Genomic DNA, 19,147 nt, shown 5'->3' on the forward strand with positions numbered 1-19,147 from the left:
ATGAAACCCGCGCCCTTCGAATATGTCAGGCCCCGCTCTCTCGCCGAAGTGTGCCAGTTGCTCGCCGGCGATGAAGACGCGCGGGTGATCGCGGGCGGCCAGACGCTCGTTCCGATGCTGGCGATGCGGCTTGCACGCCCCGCCAAGCTCGTCGATATCCTGCGCATTCTCGAACTGTCGGGCATTTGCGAAGACAACGGCGCCATCGTGGTTGGCGCGACGACGCGGCAGGCTCTCGCCGAACGCGATCCGCTCGTGCAGAAGTCGCTTCCGTTGCTTGCCGCCGTGCTGCCGTGGGTCGGCCATCCGCCGACGCGCAATCGCGGCACTGTCGGCGGTTCGATCGCAAACGCGGATCCGTCCGCGGAAATTCCACTGGTCGCCGTAACGCTTGGCGCCGATATCGAGATTACGAGTCCGGATGGGCCGACATCGATGCCGGCCGACGATTTCTTCATCGGTCCGATGTTGACGGCCATCGGGCAGGGCGAATGTATCAGCGCTGTCCGTTTTCCGGTGTGGACGCACAAGCGCATGGGGATCGGCTTTCACGAAATCAGCGCGCGGCGCTCGGATTTCGCATTCGTGTCGGCCGCGGCGCAGGTTGCGCTCGACGATGATGGCCGCTGCATTGAAGTCGCGCTTGGCATCGGCGGTGCAGGCGAACGGCCGCTGAAGCTCGATATGGCGCAGCTTGTCGGCACCGATCTCGATTCCAAATTGCTGTCCGACGCGGTTGCTGCCGCGACCGCCGATCTTGAAACGCTGGACGATCTGCACGCGAGCGCTGCCTATCGCCGCCGCGTGGCGCTGACGCTCGGCAAGCGCGCACTCGAGGATGCGCGTGACCGGGCCGCCGGCCGCAAGCCGCAGGGAGCTGCCCGATGAAAATCGAACTGACGATCAATGGCGTTCGCCGCACCGGAGATGTCGAGCCGCGCAAGACGCTGGTCGATACCCTGCGCGAGGATTTTCTGCTGACCGGAACCCATGCCGGCTGCGAGCATGGTGTTTGCGGCGCCTGCACGGTGTTGCTCAACGGTGAGCCAGTGCGTTCGTGCCTGATGTTCGCTGCGCAGGCCGACGGCTACGAAATCACGACCATCGAAGGCGTCGCACCGGCGCCTGGCGAAATGAGCGTGGTGCAGGATGCATTCTGCGAGACTCACGGCTTGCAATGCGGGTTCTGTACGCCCGGCATGATCCTCAGCGCCCACGCGCTGCTTGAGCGGACGCAGAGCCCAAGCCACGAGGACATTCTCGAGGCCATCTCCGGCAACATCTGCCGTTGCACCGGCTATGGACAGATCGTCGAAGCGATCGAATTCGCGGCCGATCGGTTGCGGAAGTCCAATGCGCCGCGACCGGCTGCCGCTGTGGAAGGGACCGCGAAATGAGCGCCGATTCGTCCGCTTTTCGATTTGTTTCGACCAGCCGCCGCGTCCGTGAGGATCGCCGCTTCGTGGCTGGCCGCGGCAACTACGTGGCCGACATCGTGCCGGAAGGCACGCTGCATGTCGCGGTTCTTCCGTCGCAATATCCGTCGGCACGCATCCTGTCGATCGACTGCGCCGCCGCGCTGGCGATGCCCGGCGTGCATTATGTTCTCACCGGCGAAGAGTTGGCGACGGCGGTGGAACCGCTGATGAACGGTCTCGATACGCCCAACGCCAAGCGCTATCCGCTCGCTGTCGGGCAGACCCGCTATGCCGGCGAGTGGGTCGCGGCTGTGGTCGCGGATACGCGCGCGCAGGCCGAGGACGCCACCGAGAAACTGCGCGTCGCTTATGAGCCGCTGCCTTACGTCATCAGCGCTGAAGAAGCGCTGAAGCCGGACAGCCCGCCGGTCCATCCGGCGCACGGTTCGAACATTCTGCTCGACAAGACGTTCGTCTGGGGCGAAGTCGAAAAGGATTTCGCTGACAGCCCGCGCCATCTGTCGCTCCGCGTCACCTGGGGCCGCAACTCCACGGTACCGGTCGAAACCTTCGGCGTCGTGGCGTCGTGGGATTCATGGCGCGACATGCTCGACGTCTGGGCCTCGATCCAGATGCCGAAGTATCCCGACCAGATTGCCCGCGCGTTGCGGATTCCCGCCAACAACGTCCGCGTCCATCAGGACGTCGATGTCGGCGGCAGCTACGGCGTCAAGCGCGGCATCAAGCACACGGTGCTGGTGTCTCATCTGTCGCGACGTCTCGGCCGCCCGGTGCGGCTGATCGAGGATCGCCTCGAGAACATGCGCAGCGGCGACGCCCACGGCCCCGAGCGCATTTTCGATATCGAGGTTGCTTTCAACGACGACGGTATCGTTCGTTCGATGAAGATGAAGGCGCTGGACAACGCCGGCGGGTATGCCGGCCGCGCGCCGTTCCAGCTCGGCAAGCCGATCGGCGCCATCGTCGGTCCCTACAAGATCAACAGCGTGCAGTATCGCGCGCAATCCGTCACGTCGAACAAGGCGGTGCAGGAAGCGGTGCGTGGTTTCGGCCAGTCGCCGACCAACTATGCCATCGAGACGATGATGGACAAGGTCGCGGTTGCGGTCGGCCTCGATCCGCTCGAACTCAGGCGGCGCAATCTAATCCAGCACGATGAGTTTCCGTATCTGATCCCGAGCGGCACCCGTTACGACAGCGGCAACTATCAGGCCGTTGTCGAGAAAGTCGTCGCTCATGCCGACTATGAAGCCCTCAAGCAGGAGCGCGATCGTCTGCGCGCGTCGGGGATGCTGGCGGGTATCGGCATTGCCACGTGCCTTGAGCCGAGTGGCGGCAATTCTGCGTTCGAGCCGCTTCTGAACGAAAAGAACAAGACCACCACCTGGATGGATTCCTGCCGCATCAATGTGGACGGGGTGGGATTCGTCACGGTTGCGATCCATACGACATCGGCCGGACAGGGGCATGAGACCCTGGTCGCGACGGTGGTCGGCGAAGTTCTCCAGATCAATCCCGACACCATTCGCGTGGTGCGCCCGGATTCGCTGGCGTCGCTGCCGTCGAATACGCCGGTCGGCAGCCGCATGGCGATCATGCTGGGTGGCGCGGCATTCCACGCGGCCCAAAAGCTCAAGGCCAAGCTCGTCAAGATCGCGGCGCACCAGTTCGGCTGCGATGAAGACAGCGTTGAGTATGCGAACGGCGGCGTGTCGGCGACGAAGGGTGAGGGGCGTCTCAATTGGGACGATCTCGTCGGTATTGCCCATCGCAGCTTTCATCTGCTGCCGGCCGGAATGGAGCCGGGTCTCGAAACAACTCATGTGATCCAGGTTCCGACGGGCACCAAGCTGCCGGAAAATGGCCGCGTGCAGATGTATCCATGTCATTCGTTCGAATTCCACATGGTGCTGATCGCGATCGATCCTGATCTCGGCAAGCCGGAGATCCGGCGTTACGTCGTCGGTCATGACTGCGGAACGGTGATCAATCCGCACATCGTGCGGGGCATGACCCTCGGCGGGATCGCGCACGGCATCGGCGCGGCATTGCTGGAAGAGTATGTTTACGACGGCGAGGGCCAGATGCTGACCCAGAGCCTGATGGACTACCTGCTGCCGTCGTCGCACGAGATACCGACGATCGAAATCGTGCATCATTGCACGCCGTCGCCTTACACGGTGCTCGGTCAAAAGGGCGCCGGCGAAAGCGGCTACATGGGTGCCCCGGCGGCTGTTTCGAACGCCGTCAACGACGCGGTGCGCGGTCTCGGGATTTCGGTTTCGAAGCTGCCGATCCGCATTTCCGCGATCAGCGACGCTGTCGCCTCCGCCAAACAAAAATAACTGACAAGGACAACTCCGTGATTATCGATTGCCACGCCCATCTTGTGCCGCCGAGCCTGCTTGAAGCGATCCGTTCGCAGGCGGCGAGTTTCCCGTCGATCCGCCTGATCGAGGACGGCGCCAGCCTCGGCTTCTCATTCGCGGGCGGCAAGCCGACGCGCCCGGTGTCGAAGCTGCTCAGCGATCTGCCAGGACGTTTGCAGTGGATGGATACGCAGAAGGTCGACCGCCAGGTAGTGGCCGGCTGGCTCGACATGTTCGCCTATGAGGTGCCAGCCGATGAAGGCGCACGCTGGTCACGCCTGATCAACACGCACCTCGCGCAGGCGGCACAGGATCAGCCACGCTTCGTTCCGCTGGCGACGGTGCCGCTGCAGAACGGCAAGCTCGCCGCCGAGGTGCTGCGCGAGGCGCACAAGGCTGGCTTCAAGGGCGCGATGATCGGCACCCAGCCGAAAGGCAAGAGCGGTGTGCTCGACGATGCCGATCTCGTGCCGTTCTGGGAAGCCGCGAACGAACTCGGTTCGGTAATTTTCATTCATCCGGTGTTCGAGAGCGGAGACGACCGCGTTCATGATTACGGCATGGCGAATGCCGTTGGCCGTATCACCGATACGCTGATCGCGATGTCGCGCCTGATCTATTCGGGCGCGGTGACTCGCTACGCCAATGCCAAGATCGTGGCCGGCATCGGCGGCGCGGCGCTGCCTTACGTGGTCGGCCGTCTGCGTCGCAACTACTCGCTGGACAAGGAAAAGCTCGGCGATCCCGATGCGGCGCTGGCCGCACTCTATTACGACACCATCGTTCAGGACCCGCGCACCTTGCGCTTCCTCGCCGATGTGGTCGGTGCCGAGCGGATCATGATGGGATCGGACATGCCGTTCCCGATCGGTGATCTTGCACCGCTCAAGATTGTGGCTGAAACATCGTTCTCGGATACAGAGCGCTCCGCCATCAACGGCGGGCTCGCGGCGCGGCTGTTCGGACTGTGAGGTAGGGGATGAAGCTCGATATTGGCGGCTCTGAAATCATCCAGGCTCCGGTGGAAACGCTGTGGGTCGCACTCAACGATCCCGTCGTGCTGACGCGCTGCGTGCCCGGTTGCAAGAGCATGACCGAGATTTCACCTGACACCTACAAGGTCGATATGCAGCTGCGCGTCGCCGCGGTCGGCGGGTCGTTCGAGGGCGAGATCGCACTGTCCGACAAGGAGCCGCCGAAGGCCTGCAGCATCAAGGTGTCAGGCGCAGGGACGCTCGGTCACGGCAATGGCAGCGCGCGTTTCGAACTGACACCGGAAGGACCCAATGCTGCGAAGCTGACCTATCAGGGCGTCGGCGAGATCGGCGGTCTGGTTGCCGGTGTTGGCCAGCGCATTCTCGGCAGCGTGTCGAAGCATCTGGTCGGCAAGTTTTTCACGGCACTGCGGAAGGAATTCGAGGTGCCATCGCAAGGCGCGGCAGAGTAGGACCCACGATGAATATCGCCGTTCGTGATATGCAGTATATCGAAGTCGAGCCCGGCGTCCAGCTCGCTGTCCGCGTTTCCGGCGCGGTCGACAAGCCTGCGATCGTTTTCAGCAATTCGCTGGCGTCGGATACGGGCATGTGGGACGAGGTGGCCGAGCGCCTGGCCGCCGACGCGCGCCTGATCCGTTACGATACGCGGGGGCACGGCCAGTCCGATGCGCCGGATCAGTCTTATTCAATCGAGCGCCTCGGCCGAGACGTCATCGCCATTCTCGATGCTTTGAAAATCGAACGCGCCGTCGTGTGCGGCGTTTCACTGGGCGGTCTCACCTCGATGTGGCTCGGCCTTCATGCGTCCAATCGCATCAGTGGGGTGATTCCGGCGAATACGGCGGCAAACTTTCCACCGGAGACGATGTGGCGCGATCGTGCTGCGACCGTGCGGGCGAACGGCGTCGCGTCTCTGGTGCAAGGTTCTCTCGAGCGCTGGGTGACGGCGGATTATCGCGCGAAGCATCCCGCACGCGTTGCTGAACTCGCGGCCATGATCGAAGGAACGTCGCCGTCGGGATACGCCGGCTGCTGCGATGTGCTGGCGGAAACCAACCTGTTGCCGGCCTTGTCCGGAATCGCCTGCCCGGTACGGGTGATTGCGGGCCGTCACGATCCATCGACGCCGCCATCGCGCGCCGAGGAAATCGTCGCGGCGATCCCGGGCGCGCACCTCGTGACGCTGGAAGCGGCACATATTTCCACCGTCGAGGCGCCGGATGCGTTCGCCGCATCCGTGCGTGAGTTTCTATCGTCGATTGCAAAATCAAACAAAACCTAAAACACAAGGAGGGACGACATGACCATGAAGACAATTCTCGCAAGCCTTGCCTGCGTTTCGGCGCTCGCTTTCACTGCACCTGCCAGCGCGCAGACACCGGCCGAGCTTTCCATCGTTGTGTTCGGCGCGCCGTCACTGGGCGCGTTCCTGCCGCCGATCATCAAGGTGCAGAAGCTCGATGAGAAGAACGGCCTGAACATCAAGTTCGAGGAGCGGACGCCGGACGCCTACACCGCGCAGTTCAACTCCGGCGAGTTCAAGCTCGGTGGCAGCGCGGCACTGCTGACGGTCGGTCTTGCCGATACGCGCGGCGTGAAGGTCACTTACCTGTTCAACCTGTTCGACTTCTGGGGCGCGGTGGTGACGTCGCGGGCCGACATCAAGTCGCTCAAGGATCTGGAAGGCAAGGATCTTGCCGCTGCCAAGGGCACCACGAACTATGTGATGTTCGACTGGTTCGCCCAGCAGCTCGGTGTCGATACCAAGAAGCTCTCGGTAGTGAACACCGCGACGCCGGGCCTCGTCGGCTATGCGCTGGCAGATCGTGCGACCGGGGTTCAGCTCTGGGAACCGGCCTATACGACGCTGCGTTCGAAGAAGCCCGACATCAAAACGCTCGATCTGAAGATCGCCGAGAGCTGGAAGAAGTCCACCGGCAGCACCAACATTCCTTATCTTGGCGTCGCTGCTCATACCGACTGGGCGCAGAAGAATCCTGAACTGGTGGCGAAACTCTTCACCACCTACAAGCAGGCCGCCGAATGGGTTGCCGCGCATCCAGACGAAGCATCGAAGCTGATCGCGACCAAGGGAACGGCCGACGACCAGAAGGCGATTGCAAGCCTGATCCGGGCCAATGACCGTCTTGGCATGAACGTCAAATGGGCGTCCGATGTCGCCAAGGAAATCAAGTCGGTTTACGCCGCAGGCAAGTCGATCGCTTTCCTCGGTGCCGACCCCGCCGATGCGACCATCTATAAAAGGCCGGGACAGTGAGCGAACAAATCCTCAATCCTCAAGACGCGCCGACAGCACGACTGCTGTCGGCGGCGAGGCGTCTGTCATGGGCGGTTTTTCCGTTCGTGGTCGTCGTCGCGCTGTGGCAGTTCGCGGGGCTGTTTTTCCCGCGCTTCCTGTTCCCGTCGCTGATTGATGTGTTCTGGCGATGTCTGGACATTCTGTCCGACGGCAAACTGTTCGCCGACGTTCTGGCGACGGTGTTCCGGATTCTCGCGGGTCTTGCCGGAGCTTTCATCTTCGGCAGCTTGCTTGCGCTGATGATGTCGCGCTCGCAAAGCGTGGAGAGATTTCTGTCGCCGATCCTGTCTCTGTTCCAGGGTATCCCGGCGCTGTCGTGGGTGGTGTTCGCCATCATCTGGTTCCACGGCGTCGAGTTCCGGATTTTCTTCATCATGGTGATGACGACGCTTCCGGCGTTCGCATTCCAGGTGCTCGGTGCATTGCGGGCGATGTCGAAGGACCTGATGGAAATGGTGTTCAGCTTCCGCCCGACGCGAATGAAGCTGTTTCGCGTCATGATCCTGCCGGCGATCCTTCCCGACATTCTCACGGCATGGAAGGTCAACCTCGGCAACGCCTCACGCGTGGTCGTCGTCGCCGAACTCGTCGGCGCCACCGGCGGTGTAGGTTACGAGCTTCTGCAACAACAACAATTGTTCGATATGGCGGGAGCACTCGCATGGACGCTTCAACTGGTATTCTTCGTGCTGATCGCCCAGTCGGTGCTTACGCTGATCGAGAAGGTCGCCTTCCGCTATCGCGCAGTGTCGGAGCGGGCGATATGAGCGGGACACCCACGATCGATACCGCGATCCGGATGTCCGGCGTTTCCAAGGTCTTTGGAAAGCCGGGCACGTCGGCATCGTATCGCGCGGTCGACAATCTCGATCTCGATGTAACCGAGGGCGAGATGCTGGCACTGCTCGGCAAGACCGGCTGCGGCAAGTCGACGATTTTCAACATGATCTCCGGGCTCACCGAACCGAGCACCGGCGAAGTCCGCGTCAGCGGGCGCAATCCGTTCGCGGATTTCGATTCCTTCCGCGGCAAGATCGCGATCGTGTTCCAGAACGATCGTCTTCTGCCGTGGCGAACCGCGATCCAGAATGTCGAGCTTGGCCTGGAGATGCTCGATACGCCGGCCGGCGAACGCCGCGCCACCGCGCAGATGTGGCTGACGAAGCTCGGCCTCAGCGGCCATGAAAACGACTTCCCCCATGCGCTGTCCGGCGGCATGCGCCAGCGCGTTTCGATCGCGCGGGCCTTCGCCACCAATGCCAACATCCTGCTGTGCGATGAACCGTTCTCGGCGCTCGACGAAATGACGGCGGCGCGCTTGCGGGCTGAATTCAAGAAGCTGGTTAAGGAAAATGGTAAAACCGCTGTTTTCATTACCCATTCGATCAGCGAGGCGCTCGAGATCGGGGACCGTATCGTTGTGCTGAAACGGCCTGCCATGATAGCCTATGACGTTCGCTTCACCAGCGAGGCGAACGCCGAGGAACGGCAAACCATTCGTGACCGCATCGGCGAGGTCCTGTCGGCCTGACCGGCCGATGGCGGGGGCATCAGCCTGCCACAATTGAATGGTTACGCCTCCAGGCTGGCAACATGGAGCGTGGCGTTGAGAATCCGGACGGCATATGTCGTGATGGTTCTCGTGTTTGTTGTAACGGCTGCTGTTGCCGCCGCGTTTCTGGCTGGCCATGCGTGGATGGAGCCGGCGCAGGCGGTGCCTGACCGGCACGTGCAGTTTGAAGAGCTGAAATCGAATACGGTTGCGAAGCGGGACAGGCTCACGGTCCGGCGAGTCCAACCTGACTATGAGCTGACGGCGTCGCCGGTTAATCTCAGCTTCGAGACCGCTCTTCAGTATATGGCTGCGCCGCCCTCCGAGATCTGGTCGCAAAAGCCCGCGGGGCCGGCGAAACCATCGACCATCCTGCTCGACGACAAACAGATCGCCAGCATCAAGCAACGGCTGAGGCTCACCAAGACGCAGCTGGAACTCTGGCCTCCGGTCGAGCGGGCACTCAAGGATCTCCTGGAATTGCTGCATGATCGCAGGAAGCAGCCGGCGGAGAAGGTGCTCGCCGCCAACAGTGATGCGGTCAAACGGTTGGCGGATGTCGGCACCCCGTTTTTCGCCAAGCTGCGCCCCGATCAGCGGAACAAGGTGAAATCGCTCGCGCGCATGGTCGGCCTCGCGTCCGAGCTCCCCGATTGACCATTGTTCGCCGCGGAATTTCATCGCTTCTCATTTGCGATAATTCTCGCGCTCGCCCACTCCCGCATTCTTGAAAGGGGTGGCGATTGAATAGTTGTTGCGGGTCGTTGTTTTCGCCGTCATCCTGCAACCTGGAATGATCGCCGTTCAGCACAGCTTTATGACCTTGGCTGGCGATAAGCCCGGACGGCGCGAAATCGCTGTCAGGACATTATGTGTCTGAAAAGGGAGACGGCCATGATCGACAGACGGAGTCTGATCAGGAATTCAGCAGCGACGCTGGCTACTTTGGGAGCAACATCGGTATTCGATACCCTGTCCGCACTTGCCGATACCGTGACGTTGCCGTTCGAAAATGGCGAAAGGCCGCTCGTCAAATATCCGCAAAAGCGCTTGATGATCGGGCAAACCAGCCGCCCGCCGCAGCTTGAAACGCCATTCTCGGTTTTCAACGAAAGCGTCATCACACCGAATGACGCTTTTTTTGTGCGTTATCATCTTGCGGATATTCCGCTCGATATCGATCCGGACAAGTACTCCGTCGAGATCAAGGGCAAGGTCGACAAGCCTCTGAAACTGTCGCTTGCCGATATCAAGAAAATGCCAGCGACTGAAATCGTCGCGGTCAATCAGTGTTCGGGAAACAGCCGCGGCTTTTCCAACCCGCGCGTGGCCGGCGGGCAGTCCGGTAACGGTGCCATGGGCAACGCGCGCTGGAAGGGCGTGTCGCTCAAGGCAGTCCTTGATCGTGCCGGTGTCCAGCAGGGCGCGCGTCAGGTGACATTCAACGGCCTCGACGGCCCGGTCAGCGACAAAACGCCCGACTTCGTCAAGGCGCTCGATATCGATCATGCCCGTGACGGTGAGGTGATGCTGGCCTATGCGATGAACGGCCAGAACCTCCCGATCCTCAATGGGTTTCCGCTGCGCCTTGTCGTGCCCGGTTTCTATGGAACGTACTGGGTGAAGCACCTGAACGAAATCACGGTGATCGACAATGTGTTTGACGGCTTCTGGATGAAGTCTGCCTATCGCATTCCCGACAACGACTGCGCCTGTGTCGAGCCCGGCACTGCCCCCAAGGCGACCGTGCCAATCAACCGCTTCAAGGTGCGATCCTTCATCACCAATGTCGCCAACAACGCGAAGCTGAAGGCCGGGCGGGAAACCCTGCTGAAGGGGATCGCCTTCGATGGCGGCAAGGGCATCAAGGAGGTGTCCGTGTCGAGCGATGGCGGCAAGACCTGGGCCAGCGCGAAACTCGGCAAGGATATCGGAAAGTATTCATTCCGCGAGTGGCGCCTTCCGGTCAAGTTGTCGGCAGGGCCGCACGAACTCAGGGTTCGCGCCACCAGCAACAGTGGCGAAGTGCAGCCGCTGGAGGCCTCGTGGAATCCTGCGGGCTATATGCGCAACGTCGCCGAAACAGTTCACGTCACTGCAGCATAGGGGGCTGACATGAAACGAGTCGCGCTTGTCTCGCTCGCCGGCACGGTTGCGGTTGCGGCGATGCTGTTGGTCGTCATGGATGGCGTCCGCGCCAAGCCGGTGTCCTATACGCTTCCAGATGAGAACGCCGCCTTCAAGCCGGGTCCGAATCTCGAAACCGTGCAGAACAATTGCACGGCGTGTCACTCCGCGGATTACGTGCAGACGCAGCCAAAGGGTCCCAAGTTCAAGAAGGATTTCTGGCAAGCCGAGGTCACGAAAATGATCAAGGTTTATGGTGCGCCGATCGAGGAGGGCGATATTCCGAAGATCGTCGACTATCTCACCCAGACCTATTGAGCCCTTGCCGAGCACGGCTTTGCCCGATCTGGAAATCGACGACAGCGGGCTGGACGCGTCGGTCTATTGCACCTCGCCGCCACCAACGCCGGCGAGTGACAGCACCGTGTGCAGCAGCACATTGGCACCGGCTGCGCAGTCGGCCTGCGTCGCGTCTTCAAGTTCGTTGTGGCTGACGCCGTCCTTGCACGGCACGAAGATCATCGCCGCCGGCATGACGGTGGCAAGATTGCAGGCGTCGTGGCCCGCGCCCGAAGTGATGCGGTGGTGCGCATAGCCGAGCATCTTGGTGGCGTTCTCGACCGCGCCCACAAACCTGTCGTTGAAAACCGTCGGCTCCTTGCGCCAGACCTGATCGACGTCGATCGAGACCTTGCGGCGCTTGGAAATCTCGATAATCGCTTCACGAAAACCAGCGTTGAGCGCTTCCAGCGTTTTAGACTCCGGACTGCGGAATTCCATTGTGAAGGCGAGGTCGCCGGCGATGACGTTGCGCGACGGATTATCGATGATGACCTCGCCGACGGTGCCGACCGCATGCGGTCCGTGCTCCCTGGCGAGCCGTTCGACGGCGAGCACGACTTCGGAGAACGTCGCCAATGCATCGCGGCGCAGCGGCATCGGCGTCGTGCCGGCGTGGCTGGCGAAGCCCGCGATGCGTCCGTCGTACCAGATGATGCCCTGGCCGCGCTCGACCACGCCGATGGTCTTCTCTTCGGCTTCGAGGATCGGCCCTTGCTCGATATGCAACTCGACGAAGCCGCCGAATTTGCGCTGGCCGACTGGCTCAGCGCCGCGATAACCGATAGTGTCGAGCGCTTCCCCGACCGTGACGCCCTCGGCATCGCGGCGGGACAGAATGTCGTCGGTGGTGTAGTCGCCGGCATAGGCGGCCGAGGCCATCATCGCCGGCGCAAAACGTGAGCCTTCCTCATTGGTCCAGTTGACGATGCAGATCGGCGCATCGGTTTCGATGCCGGCATCGTTTAGCGTGCGGATGACTTCGAGCGCGGCGAGGGTGCCGAGCACACCATCGAATTTTCCGCCGGTCGGCTGAGTGTCGAGATGGGAGCCGAGACCGATCGGCGGCTTCGACATGTCGCGACCGCGCCGCAGCGCGTACATGGTGCCGAGTGCGTCGACGCCGACCTCCATTCCGGCCGCTTCGCACGCTGCGCGAAACCAGTCGCGCACCTGCTTGTCCTCGGGGCCGAGGGTGAGGCGGCGAACGCCGCCCTTGGGCGTGGCCCCGAACTTCGCGGTTTCGTGAATCGCGCCCCACAGCCGGGAGGAATCGATCTGGAGATTTGTCCTGGCGTCCGTCATGGCATTCCTTTCACCAGCCGCGCGCGACCTTCCACACGGCTTCCACCTTGCCGTCGCGGCAGGCAATCAGCCAATCATGCAAATTCACGGTGGGGTCGCAATGGCCCGGAATGAGTTTTAGTCTATCGCCGACAGTGACGCGGCCTTCGCCCGATATCTCCAGCGTGCCATGCTCGTCTGAGATTTTTGCATAAACCACGGCGGGCCGGCCATGGACCGCCGGCAATCCGCTGTCGACGCTCGATGCTTTCAGTCCCGCGTCACACACCGCGCGGCCGGGTGCGGCGGCGCTGATGACCGTGGTGAGGATGAATAGCGCGTTGGCGAACGGCTTGTCGGTCTGGTTGCGGCCATAGTCCACATCCATGAAAACGTAAGAGCCGCACTGCAATTCATTATAAACGCCGCTCGCCAGTTCATTCTCGAAGCTGCCGGTGCCGGCACCCGCGATGACCTCGCAGGCGAGTCCGGCGGCCTTGAACAGGGCGACGGTGTCGCGCGTGAGTTGCGCAGCTTTTGTAATGGCGGCGGTGCGTTCTTCCGGTTTGCGGAAATGCTGCGCGGGACCGTGATAGGCTTGCAGACCCGCGAACCGCAGGCCGGATTTCGATGCAACATATTTGGCGAGCGCGACCGCGCGCTCGCCCGGTGGCACGCCGCAGCGGCCAGCGCCGACATCGATTTCGACCAGAACGTCGAGGGTCGATGACTGACTTGTAGCTGCGGCGGACAGCATGTCGACCTGACTCTCGTGATCGACGCAAACCGCGATGCTGGCGGAACGCGCGAGGCGCGCGAGGCGCTCGGACTTGTCCGCGCCGACGATCTCGTTTGACAACAGCACGCGCTTGATGCCCCCGGCCACCATCGCCTCTGCCTCGGCGACATTCTGGCAGCACACACCCTTTGCACCGGCAGCGATCTGCAGTTGCGCAATCTCGACGCACTTGTGGGTCTTGGCATGCGGCATCAGGCGAACGCCGGCCTTGTTCTCCGCGACACGCTTCGCCAGTATCGCAATATTTTCCTCCATCGCCGCCAGATCGACAATCAGCGCCGGCGTCTGGATCTGATCCAGCGTCATGCCGATCTCGGCGGGGCAGTTTGACATCGGTGACGATCCTTCGCTGCGAACGGCGGTTCAGCGCCCTGTGAATACCGGCTTGCGCTTTTCCATGAATGCCTTGCGGCCTTCCTGATAGTCACTGCTGGTGAAGCAGCGCGCCACGATCTCGTCGCAGGCTTCCAGATCGCGCTTGCTCTCATCCTTGAGCAGCTCGCCGACGATGAATTTGATCGAGTCGACGGTCAGCGGCGCGTTGGCCGAGATCGTTGCCGCATAATCCTTCACATAGGATTCGAGTTTGTCATTGGGCACGATGCGATTGACCAGTCCCATGGTCCGCGCTTCCTCGGCGTCGAACTGCCGGGCCGTGTAGAAAATCTCCTTGGTGAAGGAAGGGCCGACCACGTCCATCAGCCGCTTGACGCCGGGATAGCCGTAACCGAGACCAAGCTTGGCTGCGGGCACGGCAAAGCGTGCATTCTCCGCGCAGATGCGCAGATCGCAGCAGCTTGCGAGTCCCATGCCGCCGCCGATGCAATAGCCGCGAATCATGGCAATGGTCGGCTTGGGAAAATCGTGAACCGCCGCATAGCCGCGTTCGACCGCGTCGTTATAGCGCGTCACCGCGGCTTCCGATGAGCGCTCCTCGCCGAACTTCGAAATATCCGCACCGGAGACGAAGGCCTTCTCGCCCGCGCCGGTAATGACTGCGACGCGGACTTCGGGATCTTTGGCGAAACCGTTGAGGATGGTTGCGCAGCTTTCCCACATTTCCAGCGAGACCGCATTGTGGCGTTCGGGATTGTTGAAGATCACATACCCCACGCCGTTTTCCTTGCGGGATAGCATCTTGCTGGTCTGCGTCATGTCGGGTTCCTGGCTCGCGAAGATCAGATCACGTTCTTGGTTTTTAGCTCGGCGATGTCGGCGGCGCTAAAGCCGAATTCCTGTAGCACGTCGGCAGTGTGTTCGCCCGTTTCCGGCGGCCGGGCAGCCATGCGGCTTGGCGTGCGCGACAGGGTAAAGGGTTGGCCGACAAGGCGGACGTGTCGGTCGCCGGTGTCGGGCACGTCCTGCGCGATGCCGAGATGCTGGACCTGCGCATCGTCGAACATCCGGTCGATCGAGTAGATCGGTCCGCAGGGGACGCCGGCGGCATTCAGCGCTTCGACCCATTCGGTGCTGGTGCGTTTCACCGTGCAGACCTCGATTGCGGCATTGAGCGCATCGCGATTGGCCGAGCGCGCCTTGATCGAGCCGTAGGCCTCGTTCTCCAGCAATTCCGGTGCGCCGATCGCGTGTGCGAGCCGCTCCCAGATGATCTGGCCGGTGGTGGCGATGTTGATGTAGCCATCGGAGGTCTTGAAGACGCCGGTCGGAATGCTGGTCGGATGATTGTTGCCGGCCTGCTCGGGCACTTCGCCGTGCATCAGCCAGCGCGCGGCTTGAAAGTCGAGCATGAAAATCTGCGCTTGCAGCAGCGAGGTCTGTACCCACTGGCCTTCGCCCGACTGGTCGCGCTCGAGCAGCGCGGTGAGAATGCCCATCGCGCAGAACAGGCCGGCGGTCAGATCCGCCACCGGAATGCCGACACGCATCGGCCCCTGACCCGGCGCGCCGGTGATCGACATCAAGCCACCCATGCCTTGCGCGATCTGATCGAAGCCCGGGCGTTTATGATACGGGCCATCCTGCCCGAAGCCGGAGATGCTGCCGTAGACGAGGCGGGGGTTGATCTTGCGCAATGTTTCGTAGTCAATGCCGAGGCGCGCCTTCACGTCAGGGCGGAAATTCTCCACCACCACGTCGGCCTTTTCGACCATCCGGGAAAAGACCTTGTAGCCCTCCGGGTCTTTTAGATTGAGCGACATCGCGCGCTTGTTGCGATGAAGATTCTGGAAGTCCGCGCCGTGGCGCGGACCGCCGGGCTGTTCGCCGTCCGCGACATCGGACGGCGCATCGATCTTGATGACGTTCGCGCCCCAGTCCGCGAGCTGGCGAACCGCCGTCGGGCCGGAGCGAATCCGCGTCAGATCCAGCACCGTGAAGCGGGACAGCGCCTCGGAGGCTTTGGGAGACGGCATTCGCGAAACTCCGGCTTGAAAGTCGACGTGAGCGGGATAACGAGACTAGCCTGCGTCCGCCTTCAGTCCAGCGGCCTCGACGCCGGCAATGGCGCAGATTTCGTCATTGTCCGAAGTATCGCCGCTGATGCCAACGGCGCCGACGAGTTCGCCGCCAGCCGTGCGGATCAGCACGCCGCCGGGCACCGGCACCAGCGCACCCTTCGCCAATGTGTTGACGGCGTCGATGAAGAACGCCTGTTCGGCAGCACGCTTGAAGAGGGCGCGAGAACCCATGCCCATCGCCAGCGCGCCGTAGGCCTTGCCATGAGCGACTTCGGCACGCAGCAGGCTGGTGCCGTCCTGAGCAGCGGTGACCTTGACGCAGCCGCGCGTGTCGAGAACCGTCACTACCAGCGGCTTGAGCTTGAGTTCAGCGCTCTTGGCGAGAGCGGCGTCGAGAATTTTGCGAGCGGTGTCGAGCGTCAGCGCGGTCATGGATCGTCCTTATTGGTGTGAAATGAATCTCAGGCGGTTTCAGCATGCGCGTTGGCGTCAATCAAGGGCCGATGACCTCGATCGAGCGACAGCGCAAGGATTTGAGCGACGTGCAGCGCGCCGCGGCCGGTGCCGTCCTTGATCTGATGGCGGCATGACGTGCCATCGGCGACGATGAGCGCATCGGCTGGAGCGGAGCGGACGGCGGGGAGGAGACTGGCTTCGGCCATGGCAATCGACGCGTCATAGGTGTCGGCGCCATAGCCGAATGCGCCGGCCATGCCGCAGCAACTCGTCTCGATGGTCTGGACTTCAAGGCCGGGGATCAGGCGCAGGATCTTCTCGACTGGTTGGAACGCGCCGAACGATTTCTGATGGCAATGGCCGTGGACCATGGCCTTGGGACCGATCGGCCCAAGCGGAAGTTTCAGGCGGCCATTGGACGCTTCGCGCACCAGAAATTCCTCGAACAGCAGTGCATGGGCTGACACAGCTTTGGCGGCATCGTCCGAGCGCAGCGACAGCAGTTCATCGCGCAGGGTCAGGAGACAGCTCGGCTCAAGCCCGACGATCGGCACGCCGCGTTCAACAAATGGCGTCATCGCTGCAACGAGGCGATCCAGTTCGGCACGGGCGTGATCGACAAGGCCGGCCGACAGGAAGGTGCGGCCGCAGCACAGCGGCCGATGCCCTTCGACAGGCTTCGGCAAATGAACGCGATAACCGCCCGCGACCAGCACGCGCAACGCGGCATCGAGGTTTTCGCGTTCATACGTGCCGTTGAACGTATCGGCGAACAGCACGACTTCCGGTCCCGTCTCGGGACCGAATACGGTGCCGCCCGGCGCAAACGTATCGCTGCGCCATGCGGGCAGGTCGCGTTTGGCGCTGATGCCGGCGGCTTTTTCCAGTGCCCAACGCAGCAGTTTGCTTTTGTTGCGGAGGTTCATGAGCGGCGCGAACTTCGACGCCATTCCTGCGTAATGTGGCAGATAGCCGACCAGCCGATCGCGCAACGACAGGCCGTGCTTCGCAGCACGCGCCGCGAGCACCTCGATCTTCATTTTCGCCATGTCGACGCCGGTCGGGCATTCGCGGCGGCAGGCCTTGCAGGACACGCACAGCTTGAGCGTGTCCATCATCTCGTCGGACGACAGCGCGTCGGGGCCGAGCTGGCCGGAGATCGCGAGCCGCAGCGTATTGGCGCGGCCGCGAGTGACGTCTTTCTCGTTGCGTGTGGCGCGATAGGACGGGCACATCACGCCGCCTTCGAGCTTGCGGCAGGCACCGTTATTATTGCACATCTCGATCGCGCCCTGAAAGCCGCCGCCCGCGCCGGGGTAGGACGACCAGTCCAGTGCTGTCTTGCAGTCACGCACCGCATAGCCCGGCGGATAGCGGAACAGCGAGCGGTCATCCATTTTTGGCGGATGCACGATCTTGCCCGGATTGAGCGTGTTGTCCGGATCGAAGCGATGCTTGATCTCTTCGAAATCACGCACGATGCGCGCACCGAACATCTGCTCATGGAATTCGGAGCGCACGAGGCCATCGCCATGCTCGCCCGAGTGTGAGCCCTTGAACTCGCGCACCATCGCGAAGGCTTCCTCCGCGATGGCGCGCATTGCGTTGACGTCCTTCTCCAGCCGCAGGTTCAGTACAGGGCGGACATGCAGGCAACCCTCGGAGGCGTGGGCATACATCGTCGGCCGCGTGCCGTGCTTCTCGAAGATGCGGTTGAGCCGGTCGGTGTATTCGGCGAGATGCTTGAGCGGAACGGCGCAATCCTCGACGAAGGAAACAGGTTTGCCCTCCTGTTTCATCGACATCATGATGTTGAGGCCGGAGGTACGGAAATCAGAAATCGCGGCCTGCATCGCAGGCTCGACGACATCGACCACGCCGCCCCATTTGCGCTTGTCGCGATCCCACCCGAAACCGAGATCGCCCATCAATGCGCCAAGCTCCTTGAGCTTGCGCAGGTTGTCCGCCTGATCTTCCTCGGCGAACTCGACGACCAGCAGCGCCTCGGGCTCGCCGCGCACCACCGCCTCGATGGTCGGGCGAAACATCGCAATGTCGCGGCCGAGCGCGATCATCGTGGAGTCGACCAGCTCGACGGCGATCGGTTTTAGCGTCACCAGATGCTGGGCCGCATCCATCGCCTCATAGAAGCTGCCGAAATGGCAGACGCCAAACACCTTGTTGCGGATCAGCGGCCACAGCTTCAGCTCGACCTTGGTGGTGAAAGCGAGGGTGCCTTCGGAGCCGACCAGGATATGCGCCATGTTGTTGGCGCCATGGCCCGGCACCAGCGCGTCGAGATTGTAGCCGCCGACGCGGCGTTGAACTTTCGGAAAGCGCTCGGCGACTTCTGCCGCTTCGCGCTCGCCGAGCGCCAGCAGGTCACGAAACAGGTCGCGGCCCGGCTCGTCGGCGTTCAGCCAGGCACGGTCGCGCCGCAGCGCGCCGAAATGCAACATGGTGCCGTCGGCCAGTGCGGCATCCATCGAGATCGTGTTGTCGCGCATGGTACCGTAGCGCAACGAGCGGCCGCCGCAGGAATTGTTGCCAGCCATGCCGCCGATGGTGGCGCGCGACGCGGTCGACACGTCGACAGGAAACCACAAGCCATGCCGTTTGAGCTGGCGATTGAGATCGTCGAGCACGATGCCCGGCTCGACGGTGCAGGTCCGGCTCTCGACATCGAGCGAAATGATCTTGTTGAGATATTTCGAGACGTCGACCACGATCCCGCTGTTGACGGTCTGGCCGCATTGCGAAGTGCCGCCGCCGCGCGGGGTTACGATGCGGCCGTCGTCGCGGGCAATCGCGAGAGTGCGCAGCGCGTCGTCGACGGTCCTCGGGGCCACCACGCCGAATGGCATGACCTGATAGAACGACGCGTCGGTTGCGTAGCGGCCGCGGTTGAAAGAATCAAACATCACATCGCCGGCGACGTTTTTCGCCAGGCGTGCGGCGAGGGTACTGCTCGCTTCTGTCGCCTTCATGCTGTCAGATGCCGGTCCGGCCATGTCCCTGTTCCGATTGCGCTGCTTGTTCTTGTTTTT

18 protein-coding genes are annotated in these 19,147 nt (G+C 62.3%); 12 read left to right on the top strand and 6 right to left on the bottom strand.

Translation table 11 applies throughout. The annotated features are described in order from the left end of the window. The 12 genes from ASC80_RS20345 (at window position 1) to sorB (ending at window position 11,123) form a co-directional block, all read left to right on the top strand. Window positions 1–888: an FAD binding domain-containing protein gene (locus ASC80_RS20345; RefSeq protein ID WP_056301380.1), complete on the top strand. Its 888-nt coding sequence runs from the start codon at window positions 1–3 to the stop codon at window positions 886–888. Then, window positions 885–1,397, top strand: coding sequence for a (2Fe-2S)-binding protein (locus tag ASC80_RS20350; RefSeq protein ID WP_056301382.1), 513 nt, complete (start codon window positions 885–887; stop codon window positions 1,395–1,397). Before ASC80_RS20345 ends, ASC80_RS20350 begins: the two co-directional genes overlap by 4 nt. After that, window positions 1,394–3,784 (top strand): xanthine dehydrogenase family protein molybdopterin-binding subunit, encoded by a 2,391-nt coding sequence (locus tag ASC80_RS20355; protein WP_056301383.1) that lies wholly within the window; start codon window positions 1,394–1,396, stop codon window positions 3,782–3,784. The genes ASC80_RS20350 and ASC80_RS20355 overlap by 4 nt, the downstream gene beginning before the upstream one ends. A gap of 17 nt (window positions 3,785–3,801) precedes the next feature. Beyond that, window positions 3,802–4,779, top strand: coding sequence for an amidohydrolase family protein (locus ASC80_RS20360; RefSeq protein ID WP_162244615.1), 978 nt, complete (start codon window positions 3,802–3,804; stop codon window positions 4,777–4,779). A gap of 8 nt (window positions 4,780–4,787) precedes the next feature. Continuing rightward, window positions 4,788–5,255 carry an SRPBCC family protein gene (locus ASC80_RS20365; protein WP_056301386.1) on the top strand — a complete coding sequence of 156 codons (468 nt, stop codon included), beginning with the start codon at window positions 4,788–4,790 and terminating at the stop codon, window positions 5,253–5,255. A gap of 8 nt (window positions 5,256–5,263) precedes the next feature. Further along, window positions 5,264–6,088 (top strand): 3-oxoadipate enol-lactonase, encoded by an 825-nt coding sequence (gene pcaD, locus ASC80_RS20370; RefSeq protein ID WP_056301387.1) that lies wholly within the window; start codon window positions 5,264–5,266, stop codon window positions 6,086–6,088. Between the two features lie 18 nt (window positions 6,089–6,106). Next, a complete protein-coding gene (locus ASC80_RS20375) occupies window positions 6,107–7,084 on the top strand; it encodes an ABC transporter substrate-binding protein (RefSeq protein ID WP_056301388.1) in 978 nt (325 codons plus the stop codon). Next, complete coding sequence (locus tag ASC80_RS20380) at window positions 7,081–7,893, top strand: ABC transporter permease (protein ID WP_056301389.1); 813 nt, start codon at window positions 7,081–7,083, stop codon at window positions 7,891–7,893. The genes ASC80_RS20375 and ASC80_RS20380 overlap by 4 nt, the downstream gene beginning before the upstream one ends. Continuing rightward, window positions 7,890–8,657: an ABC transporter ATP-binding protein gene (locus ASC80_RS20385; RefSeq protein WP_162244616.1), complete on the top strand. Its 768-nt coding sequence runs from the start codon at window positions 7,890–7,892 to the stop codon at window positions 8,655–8,657. Before ASC80_RS20380 ends, ASC80_RS20385 begins: the two co-directional genes overlap by 4 nt. A 165-nt stretch (window positions 8,658–8,822) precedes the next feature. Next, window positions 8,823–9,335 carry a hypothetical protein gene (locus tag ASC80_RS20390; protein ID WP_156464475.1) on the top strand — a complete coding sequence of 171 codons (513 nt, stop codon included), beginning with the start codon at window positions 8,823–8,825 and terminating at the stop codon, window positions 9,333–9,335. 237 nt (window positions 9,336–9,572) lie between these two features. After that, complete coding sequence (gene sorA / locus ASC80_RS20395) at window positions 9,573–10,784, top strand: SorA family sulfite dehydrogenase catalytic subunit (RefSeq protein WP_056301392.1); 1,212 nt, start codon at window positions 9,573–9,575, stop codon at window positions 10,782–10,784. Between the two features lie 60 nt (window positions 10,785–10,844). Further along, window positions 10,845–11,123, top strand: coding sequence for a SorB family sulfite dehydrogenase c-type cytochrome subunit (gene sorB / locus ASC80_RS20400; protein ID WP_502690995.1), 279 nt, complete (start codon window positions 10,845–10,847; stop codon window positions 11,121–11,123). Window positions 11,124–11,186: 63 nt separating this feature from the next. Here the strand turns inward: sorB and ASC80_RS20405 are convergent, their stop codons facing one another. Genes ASC80_RS20405 through ASC80_RS20430 form a run of 6 tightly spaced genes read right to left on the bottom strand, consistent with a single transcriptional unit; the run spans window position 11,187 to window position 19,111 of the window. Beyond that, window positions 11,187–12,449, bottom strand: a complete 1,263-nt coding sequence (locus tag ASC80_RS20405) for a Zn-dependent hydrolase (RefSeq protein ID WP_056301396.1) — start codon at window positions 12,447–12,449, stop codon at window positions 11,187–11,189. Window positions 12,450–12,459: 10 nt separating this feature from the next. Then, entirely contained in the window at window positions 12,460–13,560 is a 1,101-nt protein-coding gene (locus tag ASC80_RS20410; RefSeq protein ID WP_056301398.1) for a DSD1 family PLP-dependent enzyme, read from the bottom strand. 30 nt (window positions 13,561–13,590) lie between these two features. After that, a complete protein-coding gene (locus ASC80_RS20415; protein ID WP_056301400.1) occupies window positions 13,591–14,382 on the bottom strand; it encodes an enoyl-CoA hydratase in 792 nt (263 codons plus the stop codon). Window positions 14,383–14,405: 23 nt separating this feature from the next. Further along, the gene (locus tag ASC80_RS20420) at window positions 14,406–15,599 is read right to left on the bottom strand and encodes a CaiB/BaiF CoA transferase family protein (protein WP_056301402.1); all 1,194 of its coding nucleotides are present in this window, start codon (window positions 15,597–15,599) and stop codon (window positions 14,406–14,408) included. A 45-nt stretch (window positions 15,600–15,644) separates the two neighbouring features. Beyond that, complete coding sequence (locus ASC80_RS20425; RefSeq protein ID WP_056301403.1) at window positions 15,645–16,076, bottom strand: GlcG/HbpS family heme-binding protein; 432 nt, start codon at window positions 16,074–16,076, stop codon at window positions 15,645–15,647. Between the two features lie 29 nt (window positions 16,077–16,105). Beyond that, a complete protein-coding gene (locus ASC80_RS20430; protein ID WP_056301405.1) occupies window positions 16,106–19,111 on the bottom strand; it encodes an FAD-binding and (Fe-S)-binding domain-containing protein in 3,006 nt (1,001 codons plus the stop codon). Window positions 19,112–19,147: the final 36 nt, after the last annotated feature.

This window comes from Afipia sp. Root123D2, assembly GCF_001425835.1.
GTDB lineage: Bacteria > Pseudomonadota > Alphaproteobacteria > Rhizobiales > Xanthobacteraceae > Afipia.